The organism is Arthrobacter sp. TJ-178, assembly GCF_058269275.1.
The window spans coordinates 112,616-134,213 of the sequence record NZ_JBZCNK010000005.1; the positions used below are offsets into that span (position 1 = coordinate 112,616).

The 21,598-nt window shown below is 64.9% G+C and carries 24 protein-coding genes; 7 read left to right on the forward strand and 17 right to left on the reverse strand.

From position 1 onward, the window contains the following. Positions 1-19 precede the first annotated feature (19 nt). The 8 genes from lgt to hisI form a co-directional block, all read right to left on the reverse strand. Entirely contained in the window at positions 20-1,060 is a 1,041-nt protein-coding gene (gene lgt, locus AC4D2Q_RS14190) for a prolipoprotein diacylglyceryl transferase (RefSeq protein WP_490947176.1), read from the reverse strand. Then, complete coding sequence (gene trpA / locus AC4D2Q_RS14195) at positions 1,060-1,893, reverse strand: tryptophan synthase subunit alpha (RefSeq protein WP_490947177.1); 834 nt, start codon at positions 1,891-1,893, stop codon at positions 1,060-1,062. The genes lgt and trpA overlap by 1 nt, the downstream gene beginning before the upstream one ends. Beyond that, entirely contained in the window at positions 1,890-3,308 is a 1,419-nt protein-coding gene (gene trpB / locus AC4D2Q_RS14200) for a tryptophan synthase subunit beta (protein ID WP_490947178.1), read from the reverse strand. Before trpB ends, trpA begins: the two co-directional genes overlap by 4 nt. A gap of 79 nt (positions 3,309-3,387) precedes the next feature. After that, positions 3,388-4,221 carry an indole-3-glycerol phosphate synthase TrpC gene (gene trpC, locus AC4D2Q_RS14205; protein WP_490947179.1) on the reverse strand — a complete coding sequence of 278 codons (834 nt, stop codon included), beginning with the start codon at positions 4,219-4,221 and terminating at the stop codon, positions 3,388-3,390. After that, entirely contained in the window at positions 4,222-4,515 is a 294-nt protein-coding gene (locus tag AC4D2Q_RS14210; protein ID WP_490947180.1) for an HGxxPAAW family protein, read from the reverse strand. A 116-nt stretch (positions 4,516-4,631) separates the two neighbouring features. Continuing rightward, on the reverse strand, positions 4,632-5,363 hold the full coding sequence (locus AC4D2Q_RS14215; protein ID WP_490947181.1) for a Trp biosynthesis-associated membrane protein: 732 nt from the start codon (positions 5,361-5,363) through the stop codon (positions 4,632-4,634). Positions 5,364-5,395: 32 nt separating this feature from the next. Next, on the reverse strand, positions 5,396-6,997 hold the full coding sequence (locus tag AC4D2Q_RS14220; protein WP_490947182.1) for an anthranilate synthase component I: 1,602 nt from the start codon (positions 6,995-6,997) through the stop codon (positions 5,396-5,398). An 18-nt stretch (positions 6,998-7,015) separates the two neighbouring features. Further along, positions 7,016-7,417 (reverse strand): phosphoribosyl-AMP cyclohydrolase, encoded by a 402-nt coding sequence (hisI, locus tag AC4D2Q_RS14225; protein ID WP_490925127.1) that lies wholly within the window; start codon positions 7,415-7,417, stop codon positions 7,016-7,018. A 174-nt stretch (positions 7,418-7,591) separates the two neighbouring features. Between hisI and AC4D2Q_RS14230 the strand changes: the two genes are divergently transcribed. Both AC4D2Q_RS14230 and AC4D2Q_RS14235 read left to right on the forward strand, forming a co-directional pair. Next, on the forward strand, positions 7,592-8,329 hold the full coding sequence (locus AC4D2Q_RS14230; protein WP_490947183.1) for an SDR family oxidoreductase: 738 nt from the start codon (positions 7,592-7,594) through the stop codon (positions 8,327-8,329). A gap of 89 nt (positions 8,330-8,418) precedes the next feature. After that, positions 8,419-9,063 (forward strand): TIGR03085 family metal-binding protein, encoded by a 645-nt coding sequence (locus AC4D2Q_RS14235; protein ID WP_400931992.1) that lies wholly within the window; start codon positions 8,419-8,421, stop codon positions 9,061-9,063. Between the two features lie 133 nt (positions 9,064-9,196). Here AC4D2Q_RS14235 and AC4D2Q_RS14240 read toward each other — a convergent pair whose 3' ends face one another. Further along, the gene (locus tag AC4D2Q_RS14240; RefSeq protein WP_490947184.1) at positions 9,197-9,547 is read right to left on the reverse strand and encodes an RNA 2'-phosphotransferase; all 351 of its coding nucleotides are present in this window, start codon (positions 9,545-9,547) and stop codon (positions 9,197-9,199) included. 130 nt (positions 9,548-9,677) lie between these two features. On the opposite strand from AC4D2Q_RS14240, the gene AC4D2Q_RS14245 reads away from it, so the two are divergent. The 3 genes from AC4D2Q_RS14245 (at position 9,678) to AC4D2Q_RS14255 (ending at position 13,100) form a co-directional block, all read left to right on the forward strand. Beyond that, positions 9,678-11,180: an APC family permease gene (locus tag AC4D2Q_RS14245; protein ID WP_490947185.1), complete on the forward strand. Its 1,503-nt coding sequence runs from the start codon at positions 9,678-9,680 to the stop codon at positions 11,178-11,180. Between the two features lie 62 nt (positions 11,181-11,242). Then, a complete protein-coding gene (locus tag AC4D2Q_RS14250) occupies positions 11,243-12,466 on the forward strand; it encodes a saccharopine dehydrogenase family protein (RefSeq protein WP_490947186.1) in 1,224 nt (407 codons plus the stop codon). A 91-nt stretch (positions 12,467-12,557) separates the two neighbouring features. Then, positions 12,558-13,100 carry a TetR/AcrR family transcriptional regulator gene (locus tag AC4D2Q_RS14255; protein ID WP_400931981.1) on the forward strand — a complete coding sequence of 181 codons (543 nt, stop codon included), beginning with the start codon at positions 12,558-12,560 and terminating at the stop codon, positions 13,098-13,100. A gap of 137 nt (positions 13,101-13,237) precedes the next feature. Here AC4D2Q_RS14255 and AC4D2Q_RS14260 read toward each other — a convergent pair whose 3' ends face one another. The 4 genes from AC4D2Q_RS14260 to AC4D2Q_RS14275 all read right to left on the reverse strand — a co-directional run bounded on the left by AC4D2Q_RS14260 (position 13,238) and on the right by AC4D2Q_RS14275 (position 16,382). Beyond that, the gene (locus tag AC4D2Q_RS14260; protein WP_490947187.1) at positions 13,238-14,278 is read right to left on the reverse strand and encodes an NAD(P)-dependent alcohol dehydrogenase; all 1,041 of its coding nucleotides are present in this window, start codon (positions 14,276-14,278) and stop codon (positions 13,238-13,240) included. A gap of 128 nt (positions 14,279-14,406) precedes the next feature. Next, complete coding sequence (gene hisF / locus AC4D2Q_RS14265; protein WP_490947188.1) at positions 14,407-15,177, reverse strand: imidazole glycerol phosphate synthase subunit HisF; 771 nt, start codon at positions 15,175-15,177, stop codon at positions 14,407-14,409. A gap of 11 nt (positions 15,178-15,188) precedes the next feature. Beyond that, positions 15,189-16,034, reverse strand: a complete 846-nt coding sequence (gene hisG, locus AC4D2Q_RS14270; RefSeq protein ID WP_490947189.1) for an ATP phosphoribosyltransferase — start codon at positions 16,032-16,034, stop codon at positions 15,189-15,191. Between the two features lie 84 nt (positions 16,035-16,118). Further along, positions 16,119-16,382, reverse strand: a complete 264-nt coding sequence (locus AC4D2Q_RS14275; RefSeq protein ID WP_152218540.1) for a phosphoribosyl-ATP diphosphatase — start codon at positions 16,380-16,382, stop codon at positions 16,119-16,121. Positions 16,383-16,715: 333 nt separating this feature from the next. On the opposite strand from AC4D2Q_RS14275, the gene AC4D2Q_RS14280 reads away from it, so the two are divergent. Further along, positions 16,716-17,252 (forward strand): hypothetical protein, encoded by a 537-nt coding sequence (locus AC4D2Q_RS14280; protein WP_490947190.1) that lies wholly within the window; start codon positions 16,716-16,718, stop codon positions 17,250-17,252. Positions 17,253-17,549: 297 nt separating this feature from the next. Continuing rightward, positions 17,550-17,852, forward strand: a complete 303-nt coding sequence (locus tag AC4D2Q_RS14285; protein ID WP_400931970.1) for an antibiotic biosynthesis monooxygenase family protein — start codon at positions 17,550-17,552, stop codon at positions 17,850-17,852. Between the two features lie 85 nt (positions 17,853-17,937). Here the strand turns inward: AC4D2Q_RS14285 and AC4D2Q_RS14290 are convergent, their stop codons facing one another. The 4 genes from AC4D2Q_RS14290 to AC4D2Q_RS14305 form a co-directional block, all read right to left on the reverse strand. Continuing rightward, positions 17,938-19,161, reverse strand: coding sequence for an SGNH/GDSL hydrolase family protein (locus tag AC4D2Q_RS14290; RefSeq protein WP_490947191.1), 1,224 nt, complete (start codon positions 19,159-19,161; stop codon positions 17,938-17,940). A 324-nt stretch (positions 19,162-19,485) separates the two neighbouring features. After that, positions 19,486-20,196 (reverse strand): hypothetical protein, encoded by a 711-nt coding sequence (locus AC4D2Q_RS14295; protein WP_490947192.1) that lies wholly within the window; start codon positions 20,194-20,196, stop codon positions 19,486-19,488. Continuing rightward, on the reverse strand, positions 20,193-21,098 hold the full coding sequence (locus AC4D2Q_RS14300) for an ABC transporter ATP-binding protein (RefSeq protein ID WP_490947193.1): 906 nt from the start codon (positions 21,096-21,098) through the stop codon (positions 20,193-20,195). The genes AC4D2Q_RS14295 and AC4D2Q_RS14300 overlap by 4 nt, the downstream gene beginning before the upstream one ends. Beyond that, entirely contained in the window at positions 21,095-21,457 is a 363-nt protein-coding gene (locus AC4D2Q_RS14305; protein ID WP_490947194.1) for a GntR family transcriptional regulator, read from the reverse strand. The genes AC4D2Q_RS14300 and AC4D2Q_RS14305 overlap by 4 nt, the downstream gene beginning before the upstream one ends. Positions 21,458-21,598 lie beyond the last annotated feature (141 nt).

Genomic DNA, 21,598 nt, shown 5'->3' on the forward strand with positions numbered 1-21,598 from the left:
GGGTAATCCGGGCCGGGTGCTACTTGGCAGTGCCCGGGTTTCCGGGCTTACGAGAATCGATGTCCTCGTTTTTTGTCTCTGCGAGATTAGCACGCGGCCGCTTGGTTGACGGGACGGATCCGGAATCCTGCAGTTCCGTTTCGGTGTCGTTATCTGCGCTGTCTTCGGCTTCCACGGTTGCCGGTTCCCTTCCGGGAAGGTAAAGGGAGTCGCTGCGCCCTTTACCTGCGCGGATTGTGAGGAAAATGAACATGCCCACGGAGAAGAGGAAGATCAGAATACTGGTCCAGACATTGAGCCGTTGTGTGACGCCGAGGAACGTAATCATTTCGGCGTCGTCGATGCGCAGGAGCTCGATCCAGAGCCGGCCCACGGTGTAGAACGCAGCATAAATCCAGAACAGGCGTCCGCCGCGCAGCCGGAACCGCTTGTCCAGGGCCAGCAGCAGGACGACGCCGGCCAGGTTCCACAGGGACTCGTAGAGGAAGGTGGGATGGAACAGCGTGCCCGGCGCCGTTCCTGCGGGGAAGTTGGCGTTGTTGGGGTCGATCTCCAGGCCCCACGGCACGTCGGTGGGACCACCGAAGAGCTCCTGGTTGAACCAGTTGCCCCAGCGGCCCACGGCCTGGGCCAGCAGCAGCCCGGGGGCGCCCGCGTCGGCAAAGGCGGAGAGCTTGATCCCGGCACGCCGGCAGCCGATCCAGGCGCCGAAGCCGCCCAGGGCGACGGCACCCCAGATGCCCAGCCCGCCGCGCCAGATCTGCGGGATCAGGGACAGGTCCCCGTCCGCGCCGAAGTAGGCGTCCGGAGAGGAGATGACGTGGTAGAGCCGCCCGCCGATGATGCCGAAGGGAATGGCCCAGATGGCGATGTCCCAGACGGCCTCTTCGGGCAGTCCGCGGCGCTTCCAGCGCACGGAGGTCATCCACAGGGCCAGGATGATGCCGGCCAGGATGCACAGCGCGTAGGCGTGGATGGTGAGCGGCCCCAGCGAAAAACTGCTGAAGTCCGCGGACGGGCTGGGGATGCTGGCCGGAGCCGTCACGGACATCAGGTTCATTAGCTGCTCTTTCGGGTTCCGGTGCTCAGTTCGCGGGTCAGGTCCGCCACGGCGGGAACGCCGCCGTCGCGCAGGGCGGCCACCAGGGCCGTGCCCACAATGACGCCGTCCGCGTAGGCTCCGATTTCCCTGACGTGGCCGGAGTTGGAGACTCCCAGGCCCACGCAGACCCGCTGCGCGCCCGCTGCACGGGCGGCGGACACTACGTCCTTGGCGGCGCTGCTCACCGAGGTGCGGGCGCCGGTGACGCCCATGATGGACACGGCGTAGACAAAACCGCGGCTGGCGGCCACGGTGCTCTTCATCCGCTCAGGAGTGGAGGAGGGAGCCACGAGGAACACCCGGTCCAGGCCGTACTTGTCCGAGGCAGCCATCCATTCGGAGGCTTCATCGGGGACGAGGTCCGGAGTAATCAGGCCCGCTCCCCCGGCTTCTGCCAGCCGCCGGGAGAATTCGTCCACGCCCATGCGGACCACGGGGTTCCAGTACGTCATGACCAGCACGGCGGCGTCGGTGGCGGCAGTAATGCCGGCAACGACGTCGAACACCTGGCTGACACGGAAACCGGATGCCAGCGCTTCGGTGGTGGCGGCCTGGATGACGTGGCCGTCCATCACCGGATCCGAGTACGGAATGCCGATCTCGATCAGGTCCGCACCGTTGCGTGCCAGCGCAATACCGGCGTCGATGGTTTCCTGCACCGTGGGGTAGCCGGCGGGCAGGTACCCGATCAGGGCGGCACGGCCGTCCGCGGCGGCACGGTCAATGGCTGCCGCTGACTTGCTGGCGGCGGTGGTGCCGGCTCCGGATGTGTTGTCCACTGCGGTGCTCACAGCTGTTCTCCCTCTTTGCCGATTTCTGCTTCGGCTGACTTGTCATCCAGCAGGTTGAACCATTCCGCAGCCGTTGCCACGTCCTTGTCCCCGCGGCCGGACAGGTTCACCAGCACGATCTTCTCGGACACGTCTGCGCCGCCGTCGGCCGCTTCAGCGGCAATCCGCTGGCCCACCTTGATGGCGCCGGCCAGTGCGTGCGCGGATTCGATGGCGGGGATGATGCCTTCGGTGCGGCAGAGCAGCTGGAAAGCGTCCATGGCCTCGCTGTCGGTGATGGGCTCGTAGGAGACCCGGCCGATGTCAGAAAGGTAGGAGTGCTCCGGGCCGACGCCCGGGTAGTCGAGTCCGGCGGAGATGGAGTGTGATTCCACGGTCTGTCCGTCTTCATCCTGCATCAGGTAGGAGCGGGCGCCGTGCAGCACACCGGGGCGGCCCAGGGTGATGGTGGCCGCATGCCGGCCGGTTTCCACGCCGTCGCCGCCGGCCTCGAAGCCGTAGATCTTCACTGACGCGTCATCCAGGAAGCCGTGGAAAATGCCGATGGCGTTGGAGCCGCCGCCGATGCAGGCGCACACGGCGTCGGGCAGCCGGCCGGTCTGTTCCAGGATCTGGGCGCGGGCCTCTTCGCCGATGACTTCGTGGAAGTAGCGGACCATGGCCGGGAACGGGTGCGCTCCGGCGGCGGTGCCCAAAAGGTAGTGGGTGTTGTCCACGTTGGCGACCCAGTCACGCAGCGCTTCGTTGATGGCGTCCTTCAGTGTGGCGGAGCCGTGCGTGACGGGGATGACGGTGGCGCCGAGCAGTTCCATCCGGGCCACGTTCAGGGCCTGCCGGCGGCAGTCCTCGGCCCCCATGTACACCACGCACTCCAGGCCCAGCAGGGCGGCCGCGGTGGCGCTGGCCACGCCGTGCTGGCCGGCACCGGTCTCGGCGATGATGCGGGTCTTACCCATCCGCTTGGCCAGCAGCGCCTGGCCCAGGACGTTGTTGATCTTGTGGGACCCGGTGTGGTTGAGGTCTTCGCGCTTGAGGAAGATCCGCACCCCGCCGGCATGCTGCGCAAAGCGCTTGGCCTCGGTCAGCAGTGACGGTCGGCCCGAGTAGTTCTTGTTCAGATCCGCAATCTGGGCGCGGAACTCGGGGTCGGCCTTGGCCTTCTCGAAGGTGTCTTCCAGCTCATCCAGGGCAGCGATCAGGGATTCGGGCATCCATCGCCCGCCGTACTCGCCAAAGTAGGGTCCGGCGGCATGGCGCAGCGAGCCGTGCACATTCAGGAAGGCCTCGGCCACCTCCTCCGTGACGGTTCCGGCCGCGGCGCGCTGGGCGTCATCCGCGGGCGCGGTGTCAGCGGCGGGTGCTGGTGCTGCGGCGTTGCTCTGTGCCGCGCCTGTCATATCCGGGTTCCCGGTCATGGGGCTGGTTCCTGTCCTGCTTTGGTCCGGGCGGCGGACCGCCCGGACAGGGAAGATATTGCTCTGTCTGTGCCTGCCGTCAGCTTCTGCCGGAACTGCTGCGGGCGGCAATCGCCTCTCGGCCGGTACGGGTGAACTCGGCGATGGTGGCAGCCGGATCGTTGTGGCGCACCAGTGCCTCGCCCACCAGGACGGCATTGGCGCCGTCCGCAGCGTACTGCTCGACGTCGGATGCGTCCCGGACGCCCGATTCAGCGATCACGAGCGCTGCGGCGGGGATGCTGCCGGCCAGCGGCGCGAAGACCGAACGGTCCACGTCCAGGGTTTTCAGGTTGCGCACGTTTACGCCGATGATGCGGGCGCGGGCGGCGACGGCTCGTTCAACTTCCTGCGCGGTGTGCGTTTCCACCAGGGCATTCATGCCCAGCTCATGGGTGAGCGCCAGGAAGTCCTTGAGCTGGGCATCGTCCAGGGCTGCAACAATCAGCAGCACCAGGTCCGCGCCGTGGGCACGGGCTTCCCAGATTTGGTATTCATCAACGGTGAAGTCCTTGCGCAGCAGCGGAATATCCACTGCTGCGCGGACGGCGTCGAAGTCCGCCAGGGAGCCGCCGAAGCGGCGCTGTTCGGTGAGCACGCTAATGACTGCCGCGCCGCCGGTCTCGTAGCTGGCGGCCAGTGACGCGGGGTCGGCAATTTCAGCCAGGGCGCCCTTGGACGGACTGCTGCGCTTGACCTCGGCAATGACGCGCAGTTCCCCGCGGGGGGAATCATTGCCGCCCAGGGCGGCAAATGCGTCCAGGGCGGGAGCGGCCGCACGGGCACGCTCCCGCATCTGCTCCAGCGGAACCGACCGCCGGCGTGCCTCGAGGTCCTCGGCGACGCCGGCGATGATGTCGTCCAGGACGCTCATTTAGTGTCCGCTGTTGGAAAGCTTCGAGCCGCCTACGCCGTAGCCGGCCTTCTTCATGACAAAACCGACAAGGAGGCCGACGATCATGACGCCCAGGCCCACGCAGAACCACAGGGTGCTGGCGGCGATGAAGGCGATGCAGGACACCGCGGCACCGACGATCATGATCAGGACGCAGGTCCAGGCTGCGGGGGTGTTGCCGTGACCGATGGTCTCATCGTGGATGCTGGCGTGACGCTCGGCTTCATTTTCCGGCTTGGTGTCAACGTTGCTGCTGGTGGCGTTTGAGCTCATGGTAAATCTCCTCTAGACGAATCAGTTTCCATTCTGCCATTGACTGGCGGAAACTCTTTCACATATTGCGGTGCTTCGGTGCGCCCGACGCTGTGCCGGAGCGGGTGACATGAAAATCAGCGGTAGTTGGTGGGGTCGTCCCCGCGGGTCAGCCGGTCCCAGCTGTCGATCTCGTCCACGGGTTCGGGGCCGGCGCCGCTGTCAGCGGAGTTGTCAGCAGAGTTGTCAGCAGCCGCCGCGGACGACGTCGTCGTGCCCTCCCCCGCCGTTGTCTCCTGACCTGCTGTTTCCAGGCCTGCTGTTGTCGAACCTGCCTGCACGTCGGCGGATTCGCCCGCCGCAGCGGGTGCAGGTGCGTAGCGGCGCGAGGACTTCCAGCTGCGGCTGGCCGCGGCCAGCCAGACGCCGGTGAGCGCAACCAGGATTCCGCATACCAAAGCGGCCCACGGCATGGCGGTCAGCGTGATGACCGTGTTGTCCGCTCCGCTGACGCCGATGGCCTGCCCAATGGCGCCGGACGCACCCTGTGCGGGGTCGTTAATAACCGTCCAGCTGGCCGCCGCAATGCCCGCGCCGGAGATGAGGAGAATGACGCTGACAATCCAGCGGGCCACCGGTCCGGCGATGGAGGCCGCCAGGCCGGCGGTAATGGCGACGACGGCGAAGGCGGTGACCGCCGTCGCTGCGTCGGACCCCGAAACGGCCAGGTCCGGGGTCTGGACGGCCGTGCGGGGCAGCTGGACATCCAGCCAGGTGCGCGTGGTGGTGGCAAAGGCTGCGATGCCGAAAAGCACCGCCGCCATAATGACGGTTCCCTTGCGCTGCCACCGTTTGGTGGGTGTGCTCACTGCGGTACTTCCTGCTCTGAGAGGTGGAACTTCTATGATTTGGAAAACTGCTCTGTGCTGGAGAACTGCTCGCTGCTGCTCAACTGCTCTGTGCTGCTGACGGTTTCCAGGCTTCCGGCGATCAGCGCCGCACGCAGCGGTGCCGCTGCCTTGTTGACGGTTTCCTGTGCCTCGGCTTCCAGGTCGGAGTCCGCAACAATTCCGCCGCCGGCCTGGACAAAGGCCTTGCCGCCCCGCAGCAGCGCGGATCGGATGGCGATGGCCATGTCCATGTCCCCGGCGAAGTCCAGATAGCCCACCACGCCGCCGTAGATGCCGCGGCGGTGCGGTTCCAGCTCGTCCAGCAGGCGCAGGGCGCGCGGCTTGGGGGCACCGGACAGGGTTCCCGCCGGGAAGGTTGCGGCGAGGACGTCGTAGGCGCTGCGCTGCGGGGCGAGTTCGCCGACGACCGTGGAGACCAGGTGCATGATGTGGCTGAAGCGCTCCACCTCCATGAACTGGGTGACGTCCACGCTGCCGGGAACGCACACTTTGGAAAGGTCATTGCGGGCCAGATCCACCAGCATCAGGTGTTCGGCGCGTTCCTTCTCATCCGCCAGCAATTCATCAGCCAGCCCCCGGTCCAGCTCCGTGGTCTTTCCGCGCGGCCGGGATCCGGCGATGGGATGGGTAATGACTTCGCTGCCCGTGACCGTCACCAGCGCTTCGGGTGAGGAGCCGACGACGGCGAACGGGTTGCCGCGCGAGTCCTCGAAGTTGAACAGGTACATGTACGGGCTCGGGTTGGTGTTGCGCAGGACGCGGTACACATCCAGCGCGTCCGAGGCGCACTCCAGTTCGAAGCGGCGGGAAATGACCACTTGGAACACTTCCCCGTCCACAATGGCTTCTTTGCCCCGCTGCACCGCCTTGGTGTATTCGGGCTTCGGCCAGGATTCTGTGACGCCGTCCGTGAGGGTGGAGGTGTCCACGGTGCCGCCGCGCAGGACGGAGACCGGCTGCGGGGTGGGTTCGGCCAGCCGCTGCAGCATCGATTCCACCCGGGCGACGGCGTCGTGCCAGGCTTCGTCCACGCGTTCGTCGGAGCCGTCCATGTTAATGGCGTTGGCCACCAGCATGACGGTGCCGTTCGAGTTGTCATGGATGGCCATGTCCGAGACCAGGTTCATGGCCAGCTCGGGCAGGTCCAGGTCATCGACGGGAGGGTTGGGCAGTTTCTCCCAGTGCCGGACGGTTTCCCAGCCGACAAATCCCACCAGTCCCGAGGTGAAGGGCGGCACGCCGTCCAGCCGTTCGGTTTTCAGCAGTTCGATGGTGCGGGCCACGGCCTCCACGGGGTTTCCGTCCACCGGCACCCCGGCCGGCGGCTCGCCGAGCCAGTGGGTTCCGCCGTCGTGCGTGGTGAGCGTGGCGCGGGAGGACGCACCGATAAAGGAGTAGCGGGACCAGACGCCGCCGGCGGCTGCCGATTCCATCAGGAAGGTTCCGGACGCGCCCGCAGTGAGCTTGCGGTAGATGCCGATGGGCGTGTGGGCGTCGGCCAGCACGCTCAGGTGGACCGGAACCACGCGGTGCTCAGCGGCGAGCGCCCGGAATTCCTCGAGGCCGGGGCGGATTACTCCAAGATCCTGCATGTGTGTTTTCTTTCCGTGTCAGCTGGAAGCGTCGGTCGCGGCCAGGACCGGCAGGTCCCGCCCGTCAAAGCAGGTGCGGGTTCCGGTGTGGCACGCGGCTCCCACCTGGTCCACGCGGACCAGCAGGGCATCGCCGTCGCAGTCCAGTGCCACCGACTTGACCCACTGGACATGTCCGGACGTGTCGCCCTTGCGCCAGTACTCTTCCCGCGAGCGGGACCAGAAGGTCACGCGGCCCGTGGTCAGGGTGCGGTGCAGCGCTTCGTCGTCCATCCAGCCGAGCATCAGCACCTCGCCGGTGTCATGCTGCTGGACGACGGCGGCCACCAGGCCGGCCGGGTCGCGCTTCAGGGCGGCGCTGATAGCAGGGTCCAGGCCGGGCGCCGGCGGGAATTCGGAAGAAGAAAGTGAAGGAGACATCGTATCGATTCTAGTGGGTGCGGCCGCTGCGCATTCGCCGTGACCCTCCCCGCTGTTCATGGAGCTTTCCACGCCGCTTTCGGGACGGGAGCTTATGGGGCGGAAACCGCGCCGCTACCGTGGAAGGAACGCCACCCGCGCCGGGACACCAGATCAGCCGGGAAGGACCCCGCCATGACCGCTTCACCATCAGCTGCCGGCCCCGTAGCCGTGATTACCGGGGCTTCGTCAGGCATCGGCGCAGCAACAGCCAGGGCGCTTCATGCCGCAGGATACCGGGTTGCACTGCTCGCCCGGCGGCTGGACCGCCTTGACGCCCTTGCTGCGGAACTCGGTGGAGGCGCCATAGCCGTCGAGGCGGACGTCACCAGCCGCGCCGCCCTTCAGGCGGCCGCCCAACGGGTGAAAAGCGAACTTGGCGGCACCGACGTCCTGGTCAACAACGCCGGCGTCATGCTCCTCGGCGCGTTTGGCCCGGACCGCGATGACGACTACCGGACCATGGTTGACGTAAACCTGCTGGGTGCCATCACAGCTACTGAAGTGTTTTTGGACCAGCTTCGTGACGGCGGCGGTGACCTCATCAATATGTCCTCCGTGGCCGGCCGCACGGCGCGGCCCGGAGCCGCCGTCTACGCGGCCACCAAGTGGGGGCTGATCGGATTCTCTGACTGCATGCGGCAGGAGCTGCTGCCCGATGTCCGGGTGACGGTAATTGAACCGGGGTATGTGGCCACTGATCTGCCCACGCACATCACGGACTCCGCGGCACGCGAATCCACCGAGGAACTGTATTCACACATCACCGTTACCCCCGAGGACATAGCCGGTGTCATCGTATTTGCCCTGGCGCAGCCGCGGCGGATGGGCGTCAACGAGATTGTTGTCAGGCCGAGCAACCAGCAGCACTGACCCGCCGCCGGAAAACCTTTGGCGCTGATGCCGGCGGCACAGCCCGCCACCCAAGCCAAACGGTTCTTAACGTGCTAGTTTCAGCAGTGATGCGATTTGTACAGCCCTCCCGTGAAGTCCTGGCCGAAACGTTGCTTGCGGCCGGCCCTCAAGCACCCACTTTGTGTGAAGGCTGGCTGACGAAAGACCTTGCCGCTCACCTGTATCTTCGGGAGCATAAACCCGCCGCCGCACTGGGATTCTTCCTGAAGCCCTTTGCCGCGAAGACGGACAGGGCCATGGAGGAGACCACGGCCCAGGCAAACACCGTGGAAGGTTATGCCAAGCTGGTCCGCGCCTTCCGCTCCGGACCTCCGCGCCTGTCCCCCATGCGCCTTGGCGCCGTGGACAACAGCGCCAACCTCACCGAGTACTTCATCCACACCGAAGACGTCCGCCGCGCCGGTGACCGCTGGGCACCGCGCGCCCTGGACGCCGAGTATTCGGACGCTCTGTGGGCCGACCTCATCAAGCGTGCCGCCCTCCTGTACCGGGGCGTGGACCTGGGCATTGTGCTGGTCCGTCCGGACGGACCGCGGCACGTGGCCAAGCGTGCCCCCGTGTCCGTGGCCATCGTCGGCGAGCCGGGCGAACTGCTGATGCATGCCCACGGCCGCACCAAGCAGGCGCTCGTGATGTTCGAGGGCCAGCCGGACGCCGTTGCGCTCCTGCAGAGCGCGGAAATAGGCCTTTAGGCTCTTTAGTGCGGCGGTTTGGCACCGCTGTTCCTTCCCCGCCGGCTGTGCTCTATTCGCCCAGCACGTCATCCTGTTCCCCTGACCGCCGGGCGGGCTGACGGGCTTAACCAGCCACCCGCGTCCAGCACCCCTATCCCTGCGGCGGGAACCGGACCGGATAGCCCGACGCCCGAATCCGACCTGTAAAAGGCGAGTCCCTGCGAGAGTGCCACAGCTGTGTCCACCACCAGGATGGCCGGGCCCGTGTCCCTGCGTCGTCCGACCTCCCGCGCCTGTTCCACATGCTGCACCGGCACTGAATGGCCGTGTACGGCCCGATTGCGGATGCCCACCTCTCCCCCAACCGGTGCAGGGCAGACAGCACCTCATCCACCTGCACCCACCCTTCAGCATCAAACACCAGCCCATATTCGCGCGGAGCATGACGAAGCGCACGGGACAACACCCTGCTGATTTCCACCCTGCCAGGACGATCGCTCATGGTTTCCGCCTTTCCCTGTGCCGCAACGTGACTTGACTCACTCTTTATATTCGGTCAGGATGTTCCCGACCGACCAGTTGGTCGGCTTTATGGACGAGACAGAAAATTGGGGGGATTGATGGCTAGTTCCATGCAAAGCCGACCGACCACTGTGCTGGATCACGGCGGCAAAGGATTGGCCTCCGGGAAGCTGGGGCTGCTGCCCTCGACGGTGATTGGGCTGGCATCCACCGCACCGCTCTATTCCCTTGCCGCCACTCTGGGTTTCATTGTGGTGGCTGCCGGCGCCCAGGCACCCGCAGCACTGATCGCAGCCTTCATCCCGATGTGCCTGACTGCATTCGCCTACCGCGAGCTGAACACTGCAATTCCGGACAGCGGCACGGCGTTCACCTGGGGAGCCAAGGCCTTTGGCCCCCGGACGGGCTGGATGGCCGGATGGGGCGTCATGGTGGCGGGTGTCATCGTGATGGCCAGCCAGACAGAGGTTGCGTCCAAGTACCTACTGCTCCTGATAGGTGACGGCTCGATCGCTCAGAACAAGGTTCTGGTCACATCTTTCGGTGCGGTCATCATCGTGGTGATGACCTGGATTTCCTACCGCGATGTTGAGACGGGCGCCTGGACGCAGTACCTGCTGATGGCCCTCCAATATGCGGCAATCATCGCCTTTTGCATTGGTCTTTACTTCGCCATTGCTGCTGCGCCAACACTGGGGCTGGAATTCTCCTGGGACTGGTTCAATCCCTTCGCGACCGACAATCCTGCGGGATTCATTCAGGGCGTGCTGATTGCCATTTTTATTTACTGGGGCTGGGACACCTGCCTGGCACTCGCTGAAGAGACAAAAAACCCCCGCACCACGCCGGGTTTCGCGGCACTGCTTTCCACCGTCATGCTGCTGGTCACTTATATCGGGATCACCGTCCTGGCCATGCTGTTTGCCGGGGTGGGAACCGAAGGCAAGGGATTGTCGAATCCCGACGGCGCCGAGGACGTCTTCTTTGCACTGCGCACCGACGCCCTGGGGTCCTGGGGCTGGCTGCTGGTCTTCGCCGTCGCGGTTTCAGCACTGGCCACCTGCCAGACGACAATCCTGCCCACCGCCCGCGGCACCCTGGCCATGGGCGTGTACGGAGCGCTGCCCAAGAGCTTTGCCGCCATTAGCAGCCTGTACAAAACCCCCAGTTATTCCACGGTGTTCACCGGGGCGGCCTCCCTGGTCTTTTATGTGGGAATGACGATCGTCTCCGGCGACATTCTGGCCGACACCATTGAAAGCACCTCGTTGGCGGTGGCCATGTATTACGCCATCACCTCATTCGCCTGCATCTGGTACTTCCGCTCCAGCCTGTTCTCTTCCGCACGGAACTTCACCCTGCGCTTCGCCATGCCGCTCATTGGCGGACTGATGATGACCACCGTCTTCCTCTTCTCCGCAGTCAGCATGCTGGATCCGGAATACGGGACCACCACCGTCCTGGGCGTGAGCGGCACATTTGTCATGGGCATCGGCTCTCTCGCTGCAGGCCTTGCCGTGATGGCCGTCTGGTCACGCAGGCCAGCGGCACGGGACTACTTTGAGGGCCGGTCGCTCAACGCAGACACCCCCGTTCTGGTCCCCGAACACTAGGCACCTTCCAACTTCCAATCCCCAACTCCATATCCCCATTCACCTAAGGAAAGTAAAGAATCATGCATATTCTCATCATCGGTGCCGGCGGCGTTGGATCCGCTGCAGCCCGCATCGCCTCCCGCCGTCCGTTCTTCGACCGGATGACCATCGCGGACTACGACGCGTCCCGCCCGGAAGCACTCGTCCAGACCATCGGAGATCCCCGGTACAGTGCCGCCCAGGTGGATGCCTCCAGCGAGGGCAGCCTGGTGGAACTGATTTCTTCCAGCAAGGCTACGCACGTGCTCAACGCCGTCGATCCCCGCTTTGTCATGCCGATCTTCAACGCCTGCAAAACCGCCGGGGTAACCTATCTGGACATGGCCATGAGCCTGTCGATCCGACACGCAGAAGAGCCGTTCACCAAGACCCACGTCATGCTGGGTGACGACCAGTTCGCCGTCGCCGACCAGTGGACGCAGGACGAGCAGCTGGCGCTGGTGGGCATTGGCGTGGAGCCGGGGCTCTCCGACGTGTTGGCGCGCTATGCCGCGGACGAACTGTTCGACGAAATCGAGGAAATCAGTGTGCGGGACGGGGCCAACCTCACCGTCGAGGGCTACGACTTCGCCCCCTCCTTCTCCATTTGGACCACCATTGAGGAATGCCTCAATCCCCCGGTGCTCTTTGACAAGGACAAGGGCGGCTGGTTTGCCGCGGAGCCGTTCTCGGATCCCATTACCTTCGAATTCCCCGAGGGAATCGGCGAAGTTGAATGCGTGAACGTGGAACACGAAGAAGTGTCCCTGATGCCGCGCTGGATCGACGCCAAGCGGGTGGACTTCAAGTACGGACTGGGAAACGAATTCATCGAGGTGCTGCGGACCCTGCACAAGCTGGGCCTGGACTCCACCGAACCGGTGACCGTGCGCGGCCAGCAGGTGTCCCCGCGCGACGTCGTCGCCGCCTGCCTTCCGGATCCCGCTTCCCTGGGACCGCTGATGAAGGGCAAGACCTGCGCCGGTGTCCTGGTGAGCGGTGTCCTGAAGGACGGCTCGAAGGGCGCACGCTACCTCTACCACGTGGCCGACAATGAAGAGACCATGAAACGCGACGATTCGCAGGCAGTGGTCTGGCAGACAGCCATCAACCCGGTGATCGCCCTGGAACTGCTGGCCAACGGCGTCTGGAAGGGCGCCGGCGTTTTGGGCCCCGAGGCCTTCGACGCGAAGCCTTTCCTTGAGCTTCTGGCTGCCGAGGAGCCCGCCGGCTACGGTTCGCCGTGGGGTATCGTCGAGAAGTAGACCAGACCAGCAGAACCTGAGCGTCGGCGGCGCATTCCCTCCGCAACCCGAGGGGTGCGCCGCCGCTTTTATTTCCGGAGAACCACTGTAAATGACCACAGGCAGCAAGCAGGACAACATCATCGATTCCTACGTCGCGTTGCTTTCCGAACAGGGACTCCATGACGCGACCATCGAGGCAACCGCCCGCCACTGCGGGCTGTCCAAGGCCGGGCTGCTACATCACTTTCCCTCACGGCAGGCCCTGGACGCCGGGCTCGTCAGCCGGCTGCGCACTCTGATTGATGACGACGTCGCAGCCATGGCCCAGGCGCCCGAACGCGCAGTGCACTACTACCTGGCATCGTCGCTGGACGAAGCGTCCCCGTTGGAACGCATGGTTGTGGCTGCAACGCGTTTGGCTCAGAGCGGGAATGAAGAAGCTGCCCAGGTCCTGCGCTCCGGCCGCGACCGCTGGTATGCCCTGCTGGTGGAAGCACTGGGAGATCCGGCACTGGCCAAGCTGGCGCTGCTGGCCGGTGACGGGCTGAGTTACCACCTGGACATTACCCGCGGTGCCCGCGACGGTTTCATGGGCGAGGGCACCCTGGACGAACTGGTTGCGCTGCTGGTGAACCGCCAACCGGCAGCCTGAACACGCTTCTGCCGGCGGCACGACGACGGCGGACGAACCGCCGTCGTCGTGCCGCCGAAGTGAGTGAAACGCAAAAGGCACCCCGCCAAACGGCGGGGTGCCTTTATTCTGCCGGCCGATTATCGCCGACTATTGGGTTAGATGGTCGACGCGTCGATGACGAAGCGGTAGCGCACATCGGACTTCAGCACGCGCGTGTAGGCGGTGTTGATTTCGGCGGCGTCGATCAGTTCAATCTCCGGCGCGATGTTGTGCTCGGCGCAGAAGTCCAGCATTTCCTGGGTTTCGCCGATGCTGCCGATGCCCGAGGAGGCGAACGAACGGCGGTTGCCCATGAGGCTGAACACGGAGATCGGCAGGGGCTCGGGCGGGGCGCCAACGTTAACGATGGTGCCGTCCAGGCGCAGCAGCGAGAGGTACTGCTGCATGTCCACCGGAGCGCTGACCGTGTTGATGATCAGGTCAAAAGTGTTGGCCAGCTTCTCGAAGGTGCCGGCGTCACTCGTCGCGTAGTAGTGCTCGGCACCGAAACGCAGACCGTCTTCCTGCTTGTTCAGCGACTGTGACAGCACGGTCACTTCGGCGCCCATGGCGGCGGCAATCTTGACGGCCATGTGGCCGAGTCCGCCCATGCCGACGACGGCGACCTTCTTGCCCGGGCCCGCGTTCCAGTGGGCCAGGGGCGAGTAGGTGGTGATGCCGGCGCACAGCAGCGGAGCAGCTGCCTCGTACGGGATGCTCTCGGGAACGCTGAGAACGAAGTCCTCAACCACCACGATGGACGTGGAGTACCCGCCCTGGGTGATGCTGCCGTCGCGGTCCACGCTGGTGTAGGTTCCGGTGTTGCCCTTGAGGCAGTAGTTCTCCATGCCGGCCTTGCAGTTCTCGCACTCGCGGCAGGAGTTGACCATGCAGCCAACGCCTACTCGGTCGCCAACCTTGTGGCGGGTTACCTCGGCGCCAACCTCGGCCACGGTGCCCACGATTTCGTGGCCCACCACCTGCGGGTACTTGATCTGGCCCCATTCGCCGCGGACGGTGTGGATGTCAGAGTGGCAGACGCCTGCGTAGGCGATGTCGATCAGGACGTCATGGGCGCCGACGTCGCGCCGTTCGATGGTGGTGGGAACCAGGTCATCGGTGGGCGAGGTGGCGGCATAAGCGCGTGCGGTAGACATATTTCTCCATGCTGTGGGGGAAAACAGTGCCGGAGGGCACTTAGTGCACAAGTCGGCACGGGCGCAATTTATTTCCCTGACCGCGGAAGGAGCCCCTGGCGGGGCTCCTTCCGTATCGGCCGGGTCAGCTAGCGGACCGGGAACCCGGCCTCACGGATGGCCTGCTTGACCTGGTGGATGGCGTCGTCGGGGCCGAAGTGGAACACCGATGCGGCCAGCACGGCGTCAGCCCCGGCGATCACGGCTGCCGGGAAGTGCTCGGGCTTGCCGGCTCCCCCGGAGGCGATCAGGGGAACCTTCACCGCGGCGCGCACGGCACGGATCATCTCAATGTCGAAGCCCTCGCGGGTGCCGTCGGCGTCGATGGAGTTCAGCAGGATCTCCCCCACGCCGCGGTCTGCCGCTTCCTTGGCCCAGGCGACGGCGTCGATCCCGGTCCCCCGGCGCCCGCCGTGGGTGGTGATTTCAAAGCCCGACGGCGTGGCGCCGTCGTGCGTGCGCCGTGCGTCCACGGAGAGCACCAGAACCTGCGAACCGAAGTGGCGGGTGATTTCATCGATGACGTCGGGGCGGGCGACGGCGGCGGAGTTGATGGAGGCCTTGTCCGCACCGGAGCGCAGCAGTTTGTCCACGTCCGCAATGCCGCGCACTCCGCCTCCCACGGTCAGCGGAATGAACACTTCCTCCGCGGTCCGGGAGACGACGTCGAACACGTTGTCCCGGTTGCCCGAGGACGCGGTGACGTCCAGGAAGGTCAGTTCATCGGCGCCGGCCTTGTCATACCGGTGCGCGAGTTCCACCGGATCCCCGGCGTCGCGCAGGCCCTCAAAGTTGATGCCCTTGACCACGCGGCCGGCGTCAACGTCCAGGCAGGGGATGACGCGGATGGCAACACTCATGGTGTTCTCCCCTAGATCCGGCAGGCGTGGATGGTGCTGACCAGGATGGCACGGGCGCCGATCTCGTACAGCTCGTCCATGATCCGGTTGGTGTCGGTGCGCTTGATCATGGAGCGCACGGCCACCCAGTCGGTGTCCCGCAGCGGGGAAACGGTGGGCGATTCCAGGCCCGGGGTGAGGGCGGCGGCGCGCTCCACCAGGTCGCGGCGCACGTCGTAATCCATCATCACGTACTGCCGGGCGACCAGCACGCCGCGCAGGCGGCGGATCAGCACGTCCAGGCCGGCCGGGTGTTCGGCGCCCTTGCGGCCGATCAGCACGGCCTCGGATTTCAGGATCGGGTCGCCGAAGATCTCCATGCCGGCGGCGCGCAGGGTTGTGCCGGTTTCGACGACGTCGGCAATCGCATCTGCGACGCCCAGGCGCACCGAGGATTCCACGGCGCCGTCGAGCCGGACCACGGAGGCGTTGATGCCGCGCTCGGTGAGGTAGTCGCGCAGCAGGCCGTCATAGCTGGTGGCCAGGCGCTTGCCCTCGAGCTGCTCGATGGAATCGAAGTCGCCCACCGGACCGGCGAAACGGAAGGTGGAGGCGCCGAAGCCCAAGCTCATCAGCTCTTCGGCGTCCACCTGGGCGTCCAGGAAGAGGTCGCGGCCGGTGATGCCGACGTCGAGCGTGCCGGCACCGACGTACACGGCGATGTCGCGGGGGCGGAGGAAGAAGAATTCAACGTCGTTGTCCGGGTCCACCATGACCAGTTCGCGGCTGTCGCGGCGCTGGCGGTAGCCCGCCTCGTTGAGCATGGCGGAGGCGGATTCGGACAGGGCACCCTTGTTGGGTACGGCTACACGGAGCATGGGTTGCATCTTTCGCTGGAAGTTTGTCACTGCTTTAGGGAGTAATTCGACCGGCGGGCCACACGCTGAAAAGTCAGCGCGCGGCTAGAGATGCTTGTAGACGTCCTGCAGGGTCAGGCCTTTGGCGAGCATCAGGACCTGGAGGTGGTAGAGCAGCTGGGAGATTTCTTCGGCGCATTCGGCATCGGATTCGTATTCGGCGGCCATCCATACTTCGGCGGCCTCCTCAACAACCTTCTTACCGATGCCATGCACGCCCGACTCGAATTCGGCCACGGTGCGTGACCCGGCGGGGCGGTCCTGAACTTTCTGGCTCAGCTCGGCAAAGAGGTCTTCAAAGGTTTTCACATGGTCAAGGGTACGCGTTGGCGCGGCAGGTGATGGAATCGGGGTCGCGGTGTGACCTTGCCCCGATCTGCCTACCCATCGAGCGTGACCAAATGGAGACATCCAGGCCTGACCACTGCGTCCCCATCGAATCCCCGTTACCGGCTTGGTCGGTGAGATTCTCTGCAAAGGCGGCCGCGCTGGTGCCGAACCTGGCGGAGCGCGAGCACCTCACGCTTCAGGCTGCACGCTTGAATGCTCGTCGCCGCCACAGCCCCGGATATGTGCCTGAAACCGCAGGTGGGTAGAATTTTTCGTACCCAGTCACGCCCCGCACCGAGAGTAAAACCCACCATGGATAGCCACGCAGCGCCCGAACGCACCGTCACCGTATGGGAGGACGGCGAGCAGCTGGATTTCACCTTTGCCGACTGCATGAGGTACCACGGCCCGGGCTTCCCCGGCGGCGTCGCGCATGCCTTCGCCGCACTCGGCCGGGCGCTGCCGGAATTGGCGGCGCGCGCCCCGGGCGGACGCGTGGAGCGCCGCAGTATCCGGATCCGCACCCCCTTCGGCGGCCCCGGCGGCCGCGACGCCTTCGAATTGGTGACCCGCGCGGTCACCGGGGACCGCTTCACCGTGCTGCCGGAACTCGCCCGGCCCGAGCGCGGCAACACCCTGGCCCGCTACGTATTCGAGATCAGCACCGGAGACGCGACTGTCACCTGCGTGCTCCGGGACGAGGGAATCGTTGCGGACGAGTTCATCGAGCTGACCGCGAAGCCGGACAAGACCGCCGCGGAGCTGGCCCATCTGGAGGTCCTCAAGCGCGAAATGCGCGACCGGATCCTCGAACGCGATCCCGACATGGTCTACGATCTGGAGGGCTGACTCACGACCCGTTGGAACCCTGGCCCTGCACCTTATCCGGTGATACGACGAGTAGATCAGGCTTGCTGACATCCCCGCCGCGAAGCCGAACCGCGCCCGCGCTGTCGGGGAGGCGGTCACGCTCCGATGCAGATGACCTGTTTGCCCCAGCCACCGCCGGATTCAACGGCTCGGTGCGGGTCCGCAATCTTCTCAAGCGGGTACATGTCCCGAATGACCACACTTCCTGACACTGTGTCGGTATGATGTTGTTCGTCGGACAGAACGGTCTGTCCTGAAACAGCTGGAGGGACACAAATGTACGTAGTGGTCAACACTCTGGAAGTCGGCCCCGAGACCGCCGAGGCCTTCGAAAAAGCCTTTGTCGACAGCATGGCCAACCTCGAAGGGGTGCCTGGGCTGAGCCGGAGCACGCTGATGCGCCCCGAAGGAAAGAGCAACACCTATCTGTCCACTATGGAGTTTGATTCCAAGGAGGATTTCTTCGCGTGGCTGAAATCGGATTCCTTCAAGGCCTCGCACTCCGATGACCAGGCCCCGGGGATGCAGGCTCCCAACGCGGTTGCGTCCTACACCGTCATAAAGGACACCGCGGCCTAACATCCAGGCACTGCGGCAGTTCAACGACAGTGGGGCCGCCCTTTCAGGCAGCCCCACGTTGAACCTGCTACCGAAGCCGGCTTCGCTAGCGGCGGCAAATGTCCTGGATGCGAACCGCTGACGCCATGGCCGCGTAGCCTGCGTCGTTGGGGTGCAGGTGGTCACCCGGATCGAACTGGGGGCGGAGGCGGCTGCGGTCGCGGGGGTCGCGGACCGCAGCGTCAAAGTCGATGACGGCATCGAATTCTCCCGATGTGCGGATCCAGGAGTTCACCGCCCGGCGGTCCTGCTCACCCGCGTCGCTGTAATACCCGGCACCGCGGTAGGGAGTGAGGGTGGCACCGACCACCCTGATGCCGTGGTCATGGGCCCGTTCGATGAACTGCCTGTAAACGGCGATCAGTGATGCAGAATCCAGGGCTCCCGCCGATTGGCCGATGTCGTTGATCCCCTCGAGGAGGACCACGCTGCGCACACCGGTCTGGTCGATAACATCGTCCTCGAAACGTGACAGTGCGGAGACCCCGGCTGTACCGGCATCCTCCAACACACGGTTACCGCTGATTCCGGAATTGATGACGCCGCACTGCCTGCCCTCGGGCCGACGGAGCAACCGGTCCGCAACCTGGTCCGGGTACCGGAGATTGGCATCGACGGTCGAGGCATATCCGTCAGTGATGGAGTCACCAAAGAAGACCACGGAGCCAAGTGCATTCGACGTCGTATCCACCCCTTCCAGAAAGTACCGTGAGGTGTCCAGCTTTTCATAGGACGCCGACGGGCTGGCGGTGGCGTCCCCTGCTGCGCGGTACGACGTCGCCATTCCCAGGCTGTGGACGGAGGCCGGTCCCGTTGGACCGGGCAGATACATGCTGACCGTCAGGTCGGAATCGCTGTTAACCGGCAGCTGCACCGGATCGGAGACCCACTCGGCGCCCGCGGGAATGGTCACTGATGCGGCGCCGTCGAACGTCACCTGGCGCAGCTGGCCCGGATCCGGATCCGCAGCGGCGGAGCCGGGATATGCCGTGGCCGCCCCGACCACCAGCGCGGTGGTTCCAAAATCGTTGCTGATGCGGATGCGGAAGCGGTCTCCGCCGACGGACAAATGGGCGGTTTGCCGGAGGGTGGTGTCGGTGAACCCTGCTCCGGAAATAGTGTCCTCGGCGCCGGCCGGCGTCATGGCAGCGGCCCAGCTGCCGATCCACCGCGGTGAGGAATGCGAGCCGCCGGAGGTGCCTTCAGGCTCCACGGTGCTGGAGCTGGCTTCATCGCCGGGAGTGGTGTCCGGATCGGTTTGAGCTGTCATTGCCGCACCGGTGGCTGGAAAACTCAGAGCGGCAGCTAAAAGGCCGGCCATAACTAAACCGGACCGAGTGGTTGGTGGTCTCACGGTGCACTCCTTTGTGCTGGTTTTCCGGGTGGCGGAGGCCAGCCGTGGAGTCACGCTAGCACCGGGGTTCGTGCCGGAAATCCTGACGGGACAAGGTCACCGCAACGTCACAGCGAAACGCGCCCTACGGTTGTTTTGATCCGGCCTGTCACTAAATGTGGGAGCCCGCGCTCATTCTCCGGTTCGCTGCACAACGCGGATTCCCCGCTGCGCAGTCGCGAGAAGCTGCCCGGGCGGCTGTCACCGGACGGCGGCGGGCCGCAACAGCAGCCACGTTCCGGCGGCCGAAAGCACAACCGCGCCAATGGCTGCGACCATGAGCCACCAGAGGTGGAAGGCGGCGGCAATTGCTGCCGCCTGGGGTACGAGAATGATGGCCGCCACCAGCAGGGCGAGGACCACGACGGCCGCAAGCAGTTGGGGGCCACGTGCACCGAAGCGCACCCAAGCCGCGGCAAAGACTCCCCCGATCGTCAGGGTCGCCAGCACTCCAAGGAAGACGATGGGCAGCAGGCGCAGTGGGTCACCGCCTCCGAGGACATGGATGTCGAAGATGTAGAAGCCGGCGAACCAGTGATCCGTGGCGATTTCGACGGCATTCAGTGCTGCCAGAATCAGGGCGACATAGGCGGCGGTGACTGCGTTCCAGATGAAGGTGCCGGCCACGAAAGCCCGCCGGGTTGCGCCGAGAGCCAAGGCGAACGGGAAGGTTGTTGCGACGCTCGCGACACCGAGATAGCCGAAGAACCCCACCAGGGCGTACACGATTCCCGGGTTGCTTTGAGATCCCTGGATCCACGCCTGTGTGCCCGGCTGGCTGCCGGAGCGCCAGAAGATCAGTGCGATGAGAACCGAGATAACGGCGACCGCGGCTGCGATGGCAAGTGGCACGACGAAGGTTTCCGTCCTCCGGTTGAGGTGGAATTTGACGGTTGAGACGACGGCGCTCATGCGCGGGCCCCTTTCTGAATCCGAACCGGTTCCGGTGCGCCCGCCCCGAACCCTGCAACGAGTTCCTGAAGGGTCGCCGGTGACGTTGTGGCTCCGAGCGTGCGTGCCTGAGCATGGAAATCTTCGTCGGCCGTTCCGCTGACAGTGGCTGATTTCAGGTTGCCGACCGTGTGGGACAGAAGAACAGTTCTGCCAGCTGAAAGCCGCCCGACCGCCTCCGTCGACCCGCTGACGGTGAGGGCAAGACCGGGTGTTTCTTCGCTGCCGCAGTCGACGCATATCCGGCCGCGGTCAACAATCACCACACGGTCAAAGAGGGCTTCGGATTCCTCGATGAGGTGGGTGGAGAGGATCACGGTGCGGGGATGTTCCGTGTAATCGCGGAGAAGTATGTTGTGAAACAGCGCCCTCGCCGTGACGTCAAGACCGAGGTACGGCTCATCAAGCAGGGTGAGGGGCGCGCGGGAGGCCAGGGCCAGAACGATGGCGACGGAGGACAGCTGCCCCCGGGAGAATTTCTTGATCGGGGTTTTGTCGGGAATACGGAATCCCTCCACCAGTTCGGCAGCAACGTCCGCGTTCCAATCCGGCGCAAATTCGGGGGCGATTCGCAGGACATGGCGCAGCAGATAACCGTCGGGATACCGCTGGTTGTCACGGATGAAGCTGACCCGGGACAGGACCGCTTCATTTTCAAAGGGATTTTCCCCGAACACCGCCACCGTGCCCGAGCTGGGCCGGTCCTGGCCCGCGAGGAGTGACATGATGGTGGTTTTGCCGGCACCGTTCCTGCCAAGGAGCCCGCAGATTGCACCCTCAGGCACGCTGAGGGTGACGTCCTCCAGCGCCGTGGAGCGCCCGAATATGCGGCTCACGGAGCGGATATCGATTGCGTTAGTCATACGGGATCCTGTTCCTGGTCGATCATCGAATGCAGTTCGGCGGGTGTGATATCCAGAACCGCGGCTTCTTGAAGAAGCGGCTGCAGAAATTGTTTGCGGAACTCCTCGCGCCGCTGGGTAAGGAGGATTTTGCGTGCTCCGGTTGCAACAAACATTCCGATGCCACGCTTCTTGTAGAGCACGCCCAGGTCCACGAGCATGTTCACGCCCTTGCTGGCGGTGGCGGGATTCATTTGGTGGAACAGGGCGAAGTCGGTGGCCGAGGGCACCGCGGTCTCCTCCGGATAGGTTCCGGCCACGATGTCGTCAGCAACCCGGGCAGCGAGCTGCTGGAAGATCGGCCCCTCACCTGTGAACATGGCCCTGACGCTAGTCCATTAGTGGACTAATGGACATAGGTAGTTGATAGAAACTTCGGGGGTGCCTTGAATCGACCCGTGGACGGCTGTCCAGCGACACAGTCAAGGAACAAGCAGATGCCGGGGAACGGACTTTCGGGC